The organism is Labrys sp. KB_33_2 (genome assembly GCF_052114505.1).
Taxonomy (GTDB): domain Bacteria; phylum Pseudomonadota; class Alphaproteobacteria; order Rhizobiales; family Labraceae; genus Labrys.
On the sequence record NZ_JBFREW010000008.1, the window covers coordinates 223,972 to 238,390 of the forward strand.

Sequence of the window (14,419 nt, forward strand, 5' to 3'; positions counted from 1 at the left end):
TTAGTCAAAAAGTCCATCAACCTTTCTGGAAAATGCCTTAGCGGACCCCGCGGGCGAGATAGCGGGCAAGGCCGCCGCCGATGAGCGGCACGCCCACGGTCAGCAGGATCATCAACGCGCCGAGGGCGTTGATCTCCGGGCTGATGGAAACTTTCAGCATCGACAGGATCTGCGTCGGCATGGTCTCGACGCCCGAGGGGCGCCAGAACAGGCTGGCGGTGACGTTGTCGAAGGAAATGGTGAAGACGAGCAGCAGGCTGGCGATGACGGCCGGCATCAGCAGCGGCAAAGTGATCTCGCGGAAGGTCTGGAAGCGGTTGGCGCCCAGCGACAGTGCTGCTTCCTCATAGACCCGGCGGATGCCGATGAGCCGCGACTGCACCACCAGAATGACATAGGGCAGGGCCAGCATGATATGGCCGAGCACCAGCAGCACCAGCGTGCGTGGCTGCTGGGCCCAGCGCATCAAAAGCAGCAGGCCAACGCCGAGCACCGTCTCCGGCACCAGGGCCGGGGCGATCAGCAGCGTGTTGATGAACTGCTTGCCGGGGAAGTCGTAGCGCACCAGGGCCATCGCCCCCATGATGCCCAGCACCGTGCAGATCACCGCCGTGATCAGGGCAACCCAAAGGGAGGTCTTGAAGGCGCGGATCACCGCCTCGTTCTCCATCAGCTTGCTGTACCAGCGCAGGCTGAAGCCGGTCATCGGGAAGCCGCCGAACTGCGAATCGTTGAAGGAGAGGATCACCACCACCAGGATCGGTGCGAACATGAAGATGTAGACCAGGATGGTGAACAGCTTCACCGCCTGCCAGGACCAATCTTTCTCCACGCCGGGCAGGTCACTCATTGGCTCAGCCCCTTGAAGATGCGCGACAGGCCCATATAGCGGCTGTAGATCATAGCCACGATGCCGAGCAGCACCAGCAGCACGATGGAGAGGGTCGAGCCCAGCGGCCAGTTCAGCTGCGTCATGATGGTGTCGTAGATCAAATTGCCGAAGAGCGCGTCGCGGGTGGAGCCCAGCACCTGCGGGGTGACGTAGCTGCCCGCCGCCAGCACGAAGCACAGCAGCAGGCCGGCCATCAGGCCCGGCAGGGATAGCGGCAGCACCACCTCGCGGAAAGCCTGGCCCTGGGTGCAGCCCAGCGTGCGCGCCGCCGAGATCAGATTGCGGTCGATGCCCTCGAGGCTGACATAGATGTTGAGGATCATATAGGGCAGCAGGAAGTGGATCATGCCCATGATCACCGAGCCTTGGGTGTAGAGCATGCGCAGCGGCTCGGAGATCAGGCCGAGCTTCATCAGCACCACGTTGATGATGCCCTGTTCGCCCAGGATGTGGATCCAGGAAAAGGTGCGGATGGTGAAGCTGATCCAGAAGGGCACGATCAAGAGGAGGAGCAGCAGCCATTTGTGCCGCGTGCGCGTCATCGCGATGAAATAGGCCGGCGGATAGCCGAGCAATGCGCCGAGAATGGCGGTGATCGCCGCCACCTTCACCGTCTTCCACAGGAAGAGGTGGTAGAAGCTGTCGGTGAAGAATTCGTGCCAGTTCGCGGTGGTGAAGACCTGTTTCTCCACCCCGGCCGTGACGAACTGATAGAAACTGAACACCGTCATGATGACGATGGGCACCACCATCAGCACGGTGAGCACGATCAGGGTCGGAGAGAGCAGATACCAGGGGCGCAGCCGGTCGCGCGCAGAAAGCTGCTGGCCTGCCATCATGTCCCCACGCTGTTCCCTGGAAGTAATATTTGTTTCGTTCAGGGTGGATCTTCTCTAGGCATGTGTCAATTGCCGGACAATACAAATCCGGTCGTGGTTACCCTGCGCCATGAGGCCCCGCCCCGATGCTGCTGTCTGATTACCTCGCCCAAGCGCTGCCGCCCGGCCTCGAGGGGCTGAAGCCCTTCGTCAAGATGCACGGCCTGAGGAACCACTTCGTGATCTTCGACCAGCGCGTGCATCCGCGTGCTTTGCCGGTGGCCGACATCGTGCGCCTTTGCGACGTCGAGGCGGGCGTGGGGGCCGAGCAGGTCCTCACCATCGAGACGCCGACACCCGTCGGGGCAGCCGGCGGCAGCTATGCCCGCATGCGTATTTTCAACATCGATGGGCGTGAGGCCGGGGCTTGCGGCAATGCTACGCGCTGCGTCGCCCATATCCTGCTGGAAGAGAGCGGGCGGGATGAACTGGTGCTGGAGACGGGCGGAGGCCTGCTGGCCTGCCGTCGGGCGGGGCCGATGGCGGTGGCCGTGACGCTCGGGCCGATCGTGATGGGCTGGGACCAGATTCCGCTCGCTCATGAGGTCGATACCGCCCATCTGCCGCTTGTCAGCGGCCCGCTTCGCGATGGCCTCGCCCTGAATATCGGCAATCCGCACGCGGTGTTCTTCGTCGAAGATCTCGACGCCGTCGATGTCAGGGCCGTGGCGCCGACCATCCAGAACGATCCGTTGTTCGCGGAGGGCGTCAATGTGGGCGTGGCCGAAGTCGTCGATCGCACCACGCTGCGCCTCAAGGTCTGGGAGCGGCCGGGCATCCTGACGCAGGCTTGCGGTACCGGCGCTTGCGTCGCCGCCTATGCCGGGCGCCTGCGTGGGCTCGTAGACGGCAACAGCACCACCGTGCATCTGCCGGGCGGAGCCCTCTCCATCGAACTGCTGCCGGACGGCCGCGCGATCATGACCGGGCCGGTGGCTCTGTGCTGCCTCGGTTATGCCTGAGAGGTTCAGGCATAACGCAAGCGTGAGCTGAGGCCTGAAACCTCGATGGCGGCGACTGCCGGGGCACCTTGGGTGCGCGGACGCGGCGGCGGCATGCGCGTGCCGATGGTGAACATCACGGCGCTGGCCGCGGCGAAGGCAGCGAAGGTGAGGAACATGCCGGCGCCACCGAAGGTGCCGGCCATCAGGCCGCCGAGCGCCGGGCCGAAGAAATTGCCGATGGTCGAGAAGGAGTGGGCGCCGAAATAACTGCCCCGGTTTCGGGCGTTGCAGATACCGTCCACCAGGAGATATTCGGACGGCACCACCAGGATCTCGCCGATGGTGAACAGCACCATGAAGAGGGCGAAGCCGGTGAAACCGCTGGAAGCCAGGAAACCGAGCTCACTGGCGAGGATGAGGATACACCCCAACACCATCGCGTGGAGGGCGCCGACCTTTTCGATCAGCCGGCGTGCGAACAGATTGCCGACAAGCACGACCAGTCCGTTGATCGAGAGGAGATAGGCGAACAGATCCACGCCGCCTTCCAGGGTCGTGCTCAGATAGGGCGCCAGGGTAGCGGACCATTGGCCGTAGACGGCGATCAGCAGCGTGCCGCCGCCGACGAAGAAGGTCAGGCGCGGATCACGCGCCGCAGCGCGAATGCTGGCCAGGACGGAGACGCGCTCCTCGGCCGCCTCGCTCCCGGAGGCTTTCGGATCCGCAGGCACGCCAACCAGATGGAGCGCGAGAGCGAAAGCGGCGTAGATGCAGCCGGCAAGGGTAAACAGCAGGCCGAAGGCAGCACCGGCAGCGATCCCGATCAGCGGACCGACGGCCCAGCCGGCATTCACCGCCATATAGCGCCAGGAGAAATATTTGAGCCGCAGCTCCGGCGGGCAGATGTCGCTCATCAGGGCACGCGAGATCGGCTCGTAGACTGCGATGGAGACGGCCGCGACGATCTGGGCGGCACAGAAGGCGGTGACCGATTGGGCAAAGCCCATGCCGACGAGGGAGAGGGCCGTCAGCATCAGCACCAGCATGAATTGCCGGCCGACGCGATCCGACAGCGACCCGGCGACGGGAGCGGCGATGGCGCCGAGAAGAGGGCCGGTGCCGAGCAACACGCCGATGGCGGCGGGACCCAGTCCGAAAGACTGCTGCAGCTTCACCGCCAGGAAGGACAGGCTCATCGCCCGCGCGACATTGACGAGGCCGGATCCGGCCACCAGGAAATAGACGAAGCGAAGGCGGCGCGAATCGGGAGGCATCTGACGAGTCCGAGGGGATTGGGAAGGCATACTATGCCGCGCGCGGCTTCACCACTTCCATCCTGGGACCGCCAGCATCCTGCTGGCTCTTCCATTCTGCAAACGCAACATTTCCAAGAGCCAGCAGGATGCTGGCGGTCCCGGGAATCACGTCTTGAAGAAGGCGCGGATCTGCGCCAGGAACTGCGCGGGCGGGCCCGGCTGGGCATAGGTGGCGGCCGCCTCGTCGCGGGCAAGGAACGCCTGGCCCCGGCGGACCGAGGCTTCGAATGCTTCCGACAGCCCAGGTTCGGCGGCAAGGATAGGATCTAGATCCTCCTTGCGCAGTTCGAAGATGATGCAGCGGGTCAGCGCCAGGATCGTGCCTGCATTGGGCGCGCCGGTGATGAGGCCGAGTTCGCCGAAATGGTCGCCCGGCCCCAGGCGTCCCACCACATGGGAATGGTCGCGGATGGTCCGGCTCGCCTCCAGCACGCCGGAGGCCACCACGATCAGGGATGAGAGGGTGCCCCCTTGCGACGCCAGCGTCGCCATTGCTTCGAGATGGCGCTTGATCATTTTGGTGGAGAGATCGGCTCGCTGTTGGGGCGAGAGCTCGCGAAAGAGCGGAATGTCGCCAAGGAGTTGCTCGGGAGGCAGGGTCTCCAGCGGGCCGAGACTGACCTGGACCGGCCCGATCGGCGTCGAGATGGCGCCCGGATTGACCAGGCGGATGCCGTGATAGTGGAACTGCCGTAGCACCTGGCCGAGCAGCGCGCTCTTGGCCGCGCCGAGATGGTCCGTATGCGCGACCGAAAAGCTGATGTCATAGCTGTTGGTGCGGGCACCGATGCGCGCCAGCGAGGTTCCGGGGGCGGGGCTGGAGAGAAGCTTGGGTGTCAGCAGCGCCGCATGGCGCAGATATTCCAGGACAAGGTCCGGCCGGGCCGTGGAATCGCAGGCGACCTGGACCGAATCATCGCGCCTGGTGCTCGGCCGGCTGCGATTGATCACACGTGACTTGGAGATCAGGCTGTTGGGGATGGTGACGATGTCGTTGCCATCGGTGCGCACATGGATGGAGCGCCAGTTGATCTGGACGATCACGCCCTCAAAGGAGCCATCTATCCCGATGCGGTCGCCGACCACATAGGGATGCTCGATACCGACGGCGATGCCCGCGAAGACGTCGGCCAGCGTGTTCTGCAGGGCCAAGGCGAGCACGACGGCAATGATGCCGGAGGTGGCCAGGAGGGCGCGGACGGGCAGGTCGAACACGAAATTGACGATGGCCAGCACGGCGGTGAGATAGGTCAGGCCGGCCAGGAGGTCCGAAGCGATCTTGGGCTGGCTCGATTCGCGCTTCTGCCAGAGGACCAGCGGCAGGATACCGACCGTCAACCGCGCGCCAAGCAACCACCACAGGGCGATCAGGCCGCGCTGCCAGGTGGCGATGCGGGTGTCGGCGTCGAGCACCGGCGCGGCCGGCATGCCGGCGACCCGCAGGATCAGCAGGGTGAACAGGCAGAAAAGGCCCGCAGCGACGCCGATGCGCAGCCAGGCTGGCTGCCAGGCGATCCGCCAGTTGAAGATGAGCACGGCCGCGAGGGCCGTGGCGAGGATCAGTTCGGAGAGCAGCGACACCGGGGCCACGCAACTGGTCGAGAGGACGGTATGATTGCATCACTCCGCGCTGCATGCCAGAGCGGGAATGCGGCATGGCGGCGGCGAAGCCAATCATGGCAAACAATCCGGCCTCTCACGCGCTTGCCCGTCTCGTCACACCGGAAGGAATGGCCTTGGAACTGAAATGGCTTGAGGATTTCCTGAGCTTGGCCGAGACGCGCAGCTTCTCGCGCTCGGCGGAGGACCGCAACATCACTCAGTCCGCTTTCAGCCGCCGCATTCGTGCGCTCGAGGTCTGGCTTGGTACCGAATTGCTGGACCGCAGTACTTTTCCGATCACCCTGACCGCTGATGGCCGGCAATTCCGCGAGACGGCCGAGGAAACGGTGCACCTGCTCACCCTCAGCCGTTCGCAGTTCCGCAGCCGCCAGGAGGGCAGCAAGCTGCCAGTGCTCGCCGTCACGGCGCTGCATGCCCTCTGCCTGACCTTCCTGCCGGGTTGGCTCACGGAAATCCGGCGCAAAGTCGGCCCGGTGACGAGCCGCGTGCTGCCGGAGAATTTCCACACCTGCATCCAGGCGCTGGTGGAAGGCGGCTATGATTTCCTGCTCACCTTCCATCATCCCAATATCTCGGTGCCGCTCGATCCCGAACGCTTTGCCTTTCTCACCGTCGGGCGAGACAGCCTGGTCGCGGTGGCGGCGCGGCCCGAACGCCGCAGCTGGCAGGCCGGCGACGAGCGCGTGCCGCTGCTGCATTATTCGCGCGGCTCTTTCCTGGGATTGCTCGCCGCCATCGCCCAGGCTCGCGAGGGAGCGCCGGTAACCTATCTCGCCCACACCAATGAGGGCTCCATGGCCGAGGCCTTGAAGTTCATGGCGCTGGACGGCCATGGCGTTGCCTGGCTGCCGCGCAGCCTTGTCGCCAATGAGATCGCCGAGGGGTCCTTGACGGTGATCGCCCCGGAAATGCCGATGGATATCCGGCTCTACCGCAGCGCCGACCGTTCCCGGCCCTTCGTCGACAGGGTGTGGAAAGCGGCGCAGGTGGCCGTCGCCTGAAGGTTATGCAGATTTGGAATAGGCTTTGCCGCGATAGCATTGGCGGGGAGTCCCGGCCAGGCGTATGAGCCTTCCCGGCCCGGCGGAACGGAGCCGGCAAAGCAAGAACCGCTTCGTTCCGCCCGGTTGTCCATCATTGCCCAATGCACGCTTCGGTGCGCGCGAAGCCGCAACTCGCCATTGCCCCGGGGAGAACCCCATGCAGCTTCCTCTTGATCGTGCCATGGGCGCGATCAAGAGGAAGCTGCAAGAGATCAAGCATTTGCAGAATTTCCCCGCGCGGCACGTCCGTGGGCCGCGCCCGGAAATTCTGCTTGATGCTTGGCCGGAGGAAACCTGCCTTGTCTGAGATCGCATTCCGCCTCGAGCACGACCTCTTGGGAGACCGCGAGGTGCCCGCGCACGCCTATTATGGCGTCCACACCCTGCGGGCCGTCGAGAACTTCCGGGTCAGCGGCCAGACCGTGGCGACCTGTCCTGACCTGATCCGGGCCCTGGCCTCGATCAAGCAGGCGGCCGCGCTTGCCAACCGCGAACTCGGCCTGCTCGACGACAAGCGCACCGCCGCCATCGTGGCGGCCTGCGAGGAGATCAAGGCCGGGGCGCTGCACGACCAGTTCGTGGTCGACCTCATCCAGGGCGGCGCCGGCACCTCCACCAACATGAACGCCAATGAGGTGATCGCCAACCGGGCGCTCGAGCTCATGGGCCATCGGCGCGGCGAGTACAGCCATCTGCATCCCAACGAGCACGTCAATAAGAGCCAGAGCACCAACGACGTCTATCCGACCTCCCTGAAGATCGCGGCCTGGTTCGGCATCGGCCGGCTGATCGATGCGATGGCTGTCCTGCGCCGGGCCTTCGAGGCGAAGGCGGAAGAGTTCGCCGACATCCTCAAGATGGGGCGCACGCAGCTCCAGGACGCCGTGCCGATGACGCTGGGACAGGAATTCGGCACCTATGGGCTGATGCTGGCCGAGGACGAGGCCCGGCTTGCCGAAGCCGCCGGGCTGATCCGCGAGATCAATATGGGCGCCACCGCAATCGGCACCGGCATCACCGCCCATCCGCTCTATGCCGATATCGTCTGCAAACGCCTGGCCGAGATCACCGGCATCGACCTGATCACCGCGCCCAATCTGGTCGAAGCCACCCAGGATTGCGGCGCCTTCGTGCAGCTCTCGGGTGTGCTGAAGCGCGTGGCCGTGAAGCTCTCCAAGACCTGCAACGATTTGCGCCTGCTCTCCAGCGGGCCGCGGGCCGGGCTCAACGAGATCAATCTGCCGGCGCGCCAGGCCGGTTCCTCGATCATGCCGGGCAAGGTCAATCCGGTGATCCCGGAAGTGGTCAACCAGGTCGCCTTCGAGGTGATCGGCAATGACGTCACCATCACCTTCGCGGCCGAGGCCGGACAGCTCCAGCTCAATGCGTTCGAGCCGATCATCGCCTACAGCCTGTTCCGGAGCATCGATCATCTGCGCGCCGCCTGCCTGACGCTGGAAAAGAACTGCATCACCGGCATAACGGCCAATCGTGAGCGATTGCGCGCCAGCGTCGAACAATCGATCGGTATCGTCACCGCCCTCAATCCCTATATCGGTTACCGCCATGCCACCGAAGTGGCGATGGAGGCCCATGCCACCGGGCGCGGTGTCTATGAACTCGTGTTGGAGAAAGGGCTGATGCCGCGCGAGCAGCTCGACGCCGTGCTGCGGCCGGAAAACCTCACCCGGCCGCAGCCTTTCGAAATGAAGCCATAGGCGCTTTTCGTAAAACGCTATAGGAACGCCGCGGTTGCACTCGTTTCGGCGGAAAGGATCATGATGCGCCGCAGGGCCGTTTTTGTGAGCCCGATCATGCCGGACAGGACCGGAAACGGGCTGGCCATGCGGATGGGCCTGTTTCTGGAGGCGCTGGCCCGCATGGCCTCGGTCGAGCTGATCGTGGTGCCGGCTGCCGGTGGAACCAGCGTCGCGCCGGGCTTCTATGCCGAGCTCGACGTCCGGCTCCATGTCGTCGCCTGCGCCGGGCGCCGCGATACCGCCTTCCAAATGCTCGCCAGGGTGACCGATCCTGGCCGGCGCCTGCAGCTCTTCCAGACCTATGGCAAGCCGAGCATCGCGAGCCATCTTTCCGCGCCGGTTATGGCTGAGATTGCAGGCCTGATCGCGGCCTGCGATCCGGATATCGTGCATGTCGGGCGCTCCTATCTGGCGCCCTGCATCGATGTTCTCGGCAGGGGCGCGACGGCGACGATCGATCTCGACGAGGACGATGCGGTCGCTTTCGGCCTGCGGGCCGTATCGGCGCGAGCCCGGCATGACGAGGCCCGTGCCGCCTGGCTCGAGCAGGAGGCCTGCGCCTTTGATGGCCTGATCGAGCGCTATGCCGGCCGCTTCGGCCGCGTCTTCGTCTCCAGCGAGCAGGAGGCCCGGCTCTTGGCATCGCGTCATGCCGGCCTTGCCTGTGACGTTATCGAGAATGCGGTCGCCTTGCCGGCTGAGCCACGCCGAAGTGACGATGGCGCCACGCTGGTCTTCGTCGGTTCGCTGTCGCATGAGCCCAATGTCGAGGGCGTGCTCTGGTTCGCGCGGGAGGTGATGCCGCATCTGCGCCATCAGGCCGGCCGGGCCTGCCGCCTCGTGGTCGCCGGTGCCGAGCCGCCGCCGCCCATCCTCGCGCTTGCCGCACAGGATGATGTCGAGGTGGCGGGCTTCGTGCCGGATATTGCCGGGCTCTATCGGGATGCCGCCCTTGCTCTGGCGCCGCTGCTCAGCGGTGGCGGCACCCGCATCAAGCTGCTCGAAGCCTCGGCCCATGGCGTTGCCTTCGTATCGACCCCGGCCGGCGCGGCGGGACTCGATTGGCCACAAGAAGCCGGCGGCTGGATCGCTGAGAGCCCGCAGGCTTTTGCTGATTGCTGCGCCCAGGCGTTGGCTGATTCTGGCGAACGGTCAAGGCGAGCACAACTCGGCCGGGACTGGGTGCGCCGTCATCATGACAGGCAGTCGCTGATCGAGAGGCTCGGGAGCCTGCTCGTTCCCGGGACACCGTAGATCTCAGCCGTTGAGCGTCTTCTGCATGAAGACGAGATCGAGCCAGCGGCCGAATTTCTGGCCGACTTCGGGCATACGCGCCGTCTCGGTGAAGCCGAAGCGCCGGTGCAGGGCGAGCGAGGGTTCGTTTCCGGCCTCGATGCCGCCCAACATGACATGCTTGCCGGCATCGCGTGCTGCGCCGATCAGGGCATCCAGCAAGGCAGCCCCGGCACCCTGGCGCCGCACCGTTCCGGCGACATAGATCGAGTGCTCTACGGTGTGGCAATAGCCGTCGAAGGGACGCCAGTCGCCATAGCTGGCATAGCCGATCGCCGTGCTCTCGACGTCGGCGACGAGGATGGGATAGCCTTGGCTCTTGCGCAGGTCGAACCAGGCCTGGCGGTTGGCGAGATCGACGGTGTTCCAGTTCCAGATCGCCGTCGAGTTCAGCACGGCATCGTTGTAGATGGCGAGGATATCTGGCAGGTCGTCCGGGGTGGCGGGACGGATGATCATCGATCTAAATCTTTCCAGAACAAGGTGGTGTCGCAATAGCCGCCCTGCGGCCAGAGTGCATAGCGCGGAATGACGCCGGCCCTCTGCCAGCCGAGCCTGTCATAGAGCCGCTCGGCCGAGGAGCCGGTGGCGGTGTCGAGGCAGAGTACGATGCGGCCGCTGGCCCGGGCGCTGTCCTCGAGGGCAGCCATCAGCGCGGCGGCGATACCGAGATTACGGCCGCGGCTGTGCACCATCAGTTTCTGCACGTCGGCGCGATGGGGCTGGTTCGGGCGGCTTTCAGGGCTGAGCAGCACGGTGCCGACCGGCCTGCCGTCGAGATAGGCGACATGCAGCAGGGTGGTGCCCTCTGCCACCCGTGCGGCGACGCCGCGCCAGAAGGCCTCCGCCTCCTCGCGGGCGAGCGGCAGCATGAAGCCGATGGAGGCTTCACCCTCGACGCAGTCGATCAGGATATCAGCCAAAGCGGGAATGAGGGCTTCCGCCTCTTGCGGCGTTGCGATGTCAATGGTGGGGCCGGTCATCGGGAAACCTGTCGTGAGGGGCAGAGCACGACGAAATAGTGCGCCGGCCCGTCGCCCGGATTGTGGAACATGACGAGCTTGTCGAGCCGCATATGCAGGCAGTCGCCCGGCTGGAGCGGAAAGGCCTCGCCATCGACCGTCATGGTAAGGCTGCCCGATTGCAGCCAGACCAGCTGGTCGAAGGCGGTCGCCTGGGGTTCGAAGGGAATGAGGGCACCCGCGGGCAGCTCAACCTCGACAAGGTCGAGGATGCCGTTGGCCGCTGCGGGCGAAACCGAGCGGCGCAGATAGCCGGTGGCGGGGTCGCGCCAGAGCGGCTGCTCGGCTCGCCGGGCCAGGGGCGAAGCCGCCGGCTCCACGGCGGCGAACAGGGTGGACAGGCTGACGCCGAGGCCGCCGGCAAGCCGGGCAAGCAATTGGGCGGTGGCACTCGACTCGCCGCGCTCGATACGCGAGATCATGGCGCGGCTGACACCGCTGGCGGCGGCGAGTTGATCGATGGTCAGATGGATCTGGCCGCGCAACGCCTTGATGCGCCCGCCCAGCTCAGTATCGATAGTGGTGTCGGCTGATTCCATAATGTGAGATTATTTATCCATTATAGTGGAGTCAAGCATGAAGTCCCCGTTGCGGATTGCTTGGCATAGGCCTAGAACTTAGTTCGTTTTCTTAAGCAACAAACTGGATCTGTCATGACGGAGACCATCCCCGCCCTCAGCCTCAGCGCTCTCGACGACCTTGCCACAGTGGTAAAGGCCCTTCCCGCCGACGCCGCCGATGGCCTGATCGAAGCACTCGCCACGGCGGGCCGTATCGCCATTTATGGCGCCGGGCGCGAGGGGCTGCAGATGCGCGGCCTAGCCATGCGCTTGTTCCATCTCGGGCTCGACGTCCATGTCGTCGCCGACATGACGGTACCGCCGATCGGTCCCGGCGACCTCCTCTTCGTCTCCTCCGGGCCAGGCGCTTCCAATATTGGCGATGCCTTGATCAGCGTCGCCCGCAAGGCCGGCGCCCACGTTGCCGTGGTCACGGCCCAGCCCGAAGCGCGTACGCCCAAGCTCGCCGATATCGTCTTCACCATTCCGGCCCAGACCATGGCGGATGACCGGGGCGGGCGGGTTTCCGTATTGCCGATGGGGTCGCTGTTCGAGACGGCGCAGATGCTGGTGTTCGAGATCATCGTGCTGAAGCTGCGCGATCGTCTCGGCGAGACCGCCGAGACGATGCGGGCGCGTCATACCAATCTGGAGTGAGGGCCGTCAGGTCGACGCCGGTGCCCGGTCCCTGAGAAAGGCCGCGACATCGTCTGAAAAATCATAGCCTTCGAACGCCGAAAGCGGCACGCCGTGCTCGACCAAGGCCCGTGCACAGCCGACATAGTCCTGCGGCATGACGCTGGCGATATCCTCCGCCTGGCTGGCATAGGAGAGCGTGCCGAGGACGTTGTTGCCGAAGCCGTGCTCGGTGCGCCAATCGGCTCCCTCTTCCAGCAGCAAGCTCAGCATGGCGGCGTCGCCCTGGAACATCGCCTTGTTGAGCGCCGTCGCCGACCATTCATGCTCCTTCACCTCGCGGGGCCAGCCCAGGCCGAGCATGACGCGGACGGCCTCGATCGCGCCGTTGCCGGCAAGCAGAGGCAGGGTCCTGAGCTGTCTTTCCGAAAGGCGGGCGAGAATATCCGGCTCCCTTGCGAGAATATCGGCGGCCGCGGCCCGGTCAGCCCGCGTGCAGGCCGCCACGAAAGCCTCTTCCTGGGTGAGTTCCTCCTCGATTCCCATCGCCTGCAGCATGGCTGCTACATCGGTGCGACCATATTGCTGGGCATAGCGATAGAGGCTCACGCCGCCATGGCCGGTGGCACGCGGATCGGCGCCGGCGTCCAGCAAGGCCCGGACATGGGCGCTGGAGCGTCCCCGCAGGATGGCATGATGGATCCAGGCCTGTTCCCTGGCATCGCCGCCATGTGCCAGCAGCAGCCTGAGCGTGTCGAGCTTGTCGAAATCGAGCACCCGGCCCAGGGCATTGGTGCCAGTGACGCGCGCGCCGGCGGCGAGCAGCAGGCGGGTGCCGACATCGTCGGAGCCCTCGACCGAATGATAAAGCGATTCATTGTCATTCGGATCGGCGCCCGCTTCGAGTAGCAGCCGGGTCATGGCTTCGTCATGCGTGCGTCCAGCCGCGCCATAGAGCCCGGAAAGCGGCGAATCCGGCCAGCGCGGGTCCGTCCAGCTGGCGTTGACGTCGGCGCCATGGGTGAGCAGCAGACGGGCGCAGGCGAGCAGCGGCTCTTTAAAGCCCGGTACGCGGATCAGGCCGGAATGGCTGGTGCCGATCAATGGCGGCATGGCGAGCGGGCCGCCGCTGCGGTTCACGAAGGCCGGATCCTCGGCGATGAGCGCCCTGAGCCGAACCTCGTCGCCGGTGACGCAGGCGAGCCACGGGTCCTGCGCGAACAGTGCCGGTTGTTCGGCAAGGGTGCGTTGCGCCAGATGGCGCTGGGTGGCATTGCCCTCCAATACCCAATTGAGCCAGGTCCGCAACCTCTCGGCTGTGGCGCTGCGTGTCCACTCGACATAGTGTTTGAGCTCGCTCCAGGAGCGGAAGCCGTAGTCGCGCGCGATGACGGACTGAGCGTCGTGCAACGCGAGTTGGCGGCCGGCAAGCCCGGCCGGCTCGAGGCCGCGTGCCGAGGGCAGGCATTCGGCGAAATGGCGAAGAGCCTCGCTCTCGCCGTTGCGGGCGGACCGTAATAGCTGCTTGGCCTGGTTCTTGAGGTGCGAAAGGTCGGGCGAAACCGGAAGGGTTTTCATGGTGCCTCCATGTGCGCAGAGCCGAAGACCCGCAATCGGCTGCACAGGGGCAGGTCGTCCTGATGTCGATGATTGTGAGGGGGCTGAGCCCTTCCCGCGGGTCCGGAGGCGTCTCGCAGCGCCGTGACGGATCTTAGGGGGTTTCTCGCCTGGATGGAAGTCCCATCCGCCGGGGTTACGCTCCGGTGCTGCGGGATTTGCCGAGCGATGACATCAAGTCGCCGAAACGCTCGCCCTGCACGGCGACATGGGCTCGCAGTTGCTCGGCGGCATGCTGGGCCTCGCCGGCGCGGATGGAGGCGACTACGGCCTCATGCTCGTTCTGCGAGGTCTTCATGCGGTTGCGCACGCGTAGCTGCAGGCGGCGGAAGGGAGCCAGGCGCTTGTTGAGGGCCACTGCCTGGCTCGCCAGGAACTTGTTGCCGCTGGCGCGATAGATGACGCGGTGAAACGTCTCGTTCTCATAGTAATAGCTGTCGGGATCGCCATTGGCGGCAGCCTCCTGGCAGGCCGCCAGGGCCGCGACGAGAGCCTGTTCGTCCTCGGGCAGGAGACGGCGGGCGGCGAGGCGCCCGCACATGGCCTCCAGTTCCGCCATGACCTCGAACATTTCCATGAGCTGGCTGGGATCAGGCGCGCTGACGATGGCACCCCGGCGGGTTCGCAGCTCCACCAGCCCGGCGGCGGCAAGCTGCTGCAGCGCCTCGCGGATCGGCGTTCGCGAGACGCCGAAACGTTCGGCGAGAGACACTTCGTCGAGGCGCTCACCCGGCTTCAACCGCCCGGTGGCGATCTCGTCCTCGATCGAATCCCGCAATTGGGTGGCTCGGCGCTCGGTCATAGGCCCATATCGCGCCTTCTACCGATGCCGGCA

15 protein-coding genes are annotated in these 14,419 nt (G+C 65.4%); 6 read left to right on the forward strand and 9 right to left on the reverse strand.

The features are described 5' to 3' along the window. Positions 1 to 37 precede the first annotated feature (37 nt). Both AB4037_RS16380 and AB4037_RS16385 read right to left on the reverse strand, forming a co-directional pair. Positions 38 to 850, reverse strand: coding sequence for an ABC transporter permease (locus tag AB4037_RS16380; RefSeq protein ID WP_434958866.1), 813 nt, complete (start codon positions 848 to 850; stop codon positions 38 to 40). After that, complete coding sequence (locus AB4037_RS16385; RefSeq protein WP_441772227.1) at positions 847 to 1,731, reverse strand: ABC transporter permease; 885 nt, start codon at positions 1,729 to 1,731, stop codon at positions 847 to 849. The genes AB4037_RS16380 and AB4037_RS16385 overlap by 4 nt, the downstream gene beginning before the upstream one ends. A 125-nt stretch (positions 1,732 to 1,856) precedes the next feature. Here AB4037_RS16385 and dapF point away from each other — a divergent pair, with 125 nt between their 5' ends. Continuing rightward, positions 1,857 to 2,732: a diaminopimelate epimerase gene (dapF, locus tag AB4037_RS16390; protein ID WP_441772228.1), complete on the forward strand. Its 876-nt coding sequence runs from the start codon at positions 1,857 to 1,859 to the stop codon at positions 2,730 to 2,732. 5 nt (positions 2,733 to 2,737) lie between these two features. Here dapF and AB4037_RS16395 read toward each other — a convergent pair whose 3' ends face one another. Beyond that, positions 2,738 to 3,988, reverse strand: a complete 1,251-nt coding sequence (locus AB4037_RS16395) for an MFS transporter (protein ID WP_441772229.1) — start codon at positions 3,986 to 3,988, stop codon at positions 2,738 to 2,740. A gap of 147 nt (positions 3,989 to 4,135) precedes the next feature. Next, positions 4,136 to 5,620: a mechanosensitive ion channel family protein gene (locus tag AB4037_RS16400; RefSeq protein ID WP_434958863.1), complete on the reverse strand. Its 1,485-nt coding sequence runs from the start codon at positions 5,618 to 5,620 to the stop codon at positions 4,136 to 4,138. A 146-nt stretch (positions 5,621 to 5,766) separates the two neighbouring features. Between AB4037_RS16400 and AB4037_RS16405 the strand changes: the two genes are divergently transcribed. From AB4037_RS16405 to AB4037_RS16420, 4 genes are all read left to right on the forward strand, one after another. After that, positions 5,767 to 6,654, forward strand: coding sequence for a LysR substrate-binding domain-containing protein (locus AB4037_RS16405; RefSeq protein ID WP_441772274.1), 888 nt, complete (start codon positions 5,767 to 5,769; stop codon positions 6,652 to 6,654). Between the two features lie 199 nt (positions 6,655 to 6,853). After that, on the forward strand, positions 6,854 to 7,003 hold the full coding sequence (locus AB4037_RS16410) for a hypothetical protein (protein ID WP_434958862.1): 150 nt from the start codon (positions 6,854 to 6,856) through the stop codon (positions 7,001 to 7,003). Continuing rightward, complete coding sequence (aspA, locus tag AB4037_RS16415) at positions 6,996 to 8,414, forward strand: aspartate ammonia-lyase (protein ID WP_441772230.1); 1,419 nt, start codon at positions 6,996 to 6,998, stop codon at positions 8,412 to 8,414. Before AB4037_RS16410 ends, aspA begins: the two co-directional genes overlap by 8 nt. A gap of 60 nt (positions 8,415 to 8,474) precedes the next feature. Beyond that, a complete protein-coding gene (locus AB4037_RS16420) occupies positions 8,475 to 9,710 on the forward strand; it encodes a glycosyltransferase family 4 protein (protein ID WP_441772231.1) in 1,236 nt (411 codons plus the stop codon). A 3-nt stretch (positions 9,711 to 9,713) separates the two neighbouring features. On the opposite strand, the gene AB4037_RS16425 is transcribed toward AB4037_RS16420, so the two are convergent. From AB4037_RS16425 to AB4037_RS16435, 3 genes are read right to left on the reverse strand one after another with little or no spacing between them, the layout of a single operon-like run. Next, positions 9,714 to 10,208, reverse strand: a complete 495-nt coding sequence (locus AB4037_RS16425; protein WP_434958859.1) for a GNAT family N-acetyltransferase — start codon at positions 10,206 to 10,208, stop codon at positions 9,714 to 9,716. After that, complete coding sequence (locus AB4037_RS16430; RefSeq protein ID WP_441772232.1) at positions 10,205 to 10,732, reverse strand: GNAT family N-acetyltransferase; 528 nt, start codon at positions 10,730 to 10,732, stop codon at positions 10,205 to 10,207. The genes AB4037_RS16425 and AB4037_RS16430 overlap by 4 nt, the downstream gene beginning before the upstream one ends. Continuing rightward, complete coding sequence (locus AB4037_RS16435; protein ID WP_434958857.1) at positions 10,729 to 11,310, reverse strand: helix-turn-helix domain-containing protein; 582 nt, start codon at positions 11,308 to 11,310, stop codon at positions 10,729 to 10,731. The genes AB4037_RS16430 and AB4037_RS16435 overlap by 4 nt, the downstream gene beginning before the upstream one ends. Positions 11,311 to 11,424: 114 nt before the next feature. Between AB4037_RS16435 and AB4037_RS16440 the strand changes: the two genes are divergently transcribed. After that, positions 11,425 to 11,988: an SIS domain-containing protein gene (locus AB4037_RS16440; protein ID WP_434958856.1), complete on the forward strand. Its 564-nt coding sequence runs from the start codon at positions 11,425 to 11,427 to the stop codon at positions 11,986 to 11,988. A gap of 6 nt (positions 11,989 to 11,994) precedes the next feature. Here the strand turns inward: AB4037_RS16440 and AB4037_RS16445 are convergent, their stop codons facing one another. Then, a complete protein-coding gene (locus AB4037_RS16445) occupies positions 11,995 to 13,545 on the reverse strand; it encodes an ankyrin repeat domain-containing protein (RefSeq protein WP_441772233.1) in 1,551 nt (516 codons plus the stop codon). Between the two features lie 175 nt (positions 13,546 to 13,720). Continuing rightward, entirely contained in the window at positions 13,721 to 14,386 is a 666-nt protein-coding gene (locus AB4037_RS16450) for a GntR family transcriptional regulator (protein ID WP_441772234.1), read from the reverse strand. Between the last annotated feature and the right edge of the window lie 33 nt (positions 14,387 to 14,419).

Coding starts and splice junctions, on each gene's coding strand:
- AB4037_RS16445 (WP_441772233.1), bottom strand. CDS start 13,545: ATGAAAACCCTTCCGGTTTCGCCCGACCTTTCGCACCTCAAGAACCAG.
- AB4037_RS16380 (WP_434958866.1), bottom strand. CDS start 850: ATGAGTGACCTGCCCGGCGTGGAGAAAGATTGGTCCTGGCAGGCGGTG.
- AB4037_RS16425 (WP_434958859.1), bottom strand. CDS start 10,208: ATGATCATCCGTCCCGCCACCCCGGACGACCTGCCAGATATCCTCGCC.
- AB4037_RS16395 (WP_441772229.1), bottom strand. CDS start 3,988: ATGCCTCCCGATTCGCGCCGCCTTCGCTTCGTCTATTTCCTGGTGGCC.
- AB4037_RS16410 (WP_434958862.1), top strand. CDS start 6,854: ATGCAGCTTCCTCTTGATCGTGCCATGGGCGCGATCAAGAGGAAGCTG.
- AB4037_RS16450 (WP_441772234.1), bottom strand. CDS start 14,386: ATGACCGAGCGCCGAGCCACCCAATTGCGGGATTCGATCGAGGACGAG.
- dapF (WP_441772228.1), top strand. CDS start 1,857: ATGCTGCTGTCTGATTACCTCGCCCAAGCGCTGCCGCCCGGCCTCGAG.
- AB4037_RS16385 (WP_441772227.1), bottom strand. CDS start 1,731: ATGATGGCAGGCCAGCAGCTTTCTGCGCGCGACCGGCTGCGCCCCTGG.
- AB4037_RS16440 (WP_434958856.1), top strand. CDS start 11,425: ATGACGGAGACCATCCCCGCCCTCAGCCTCAGCGCTCTCGACGACCTT.
- AB4037_RS16430 (WP_441772232.1), bottom strand. CDS start 10,732: ATGACCGGCCCCACCATTGACATCGCAACGCCGCAAGAGGCGGAAGCC.
- AB4037_RS16420 (WP_441772231.1), top strand. CDS start 8,475: ATGATGCGCCGCAGGGCCGTTTTTGTGAGCCCGATCATGCCGGACAGG.
- AB4037_RS16435 (WP_434958857.1), bottom strand. CDS start 11,310: ATGGAATCAGCCGACACCACTATCGATACTGAGCTGGGCGGGCGCATC.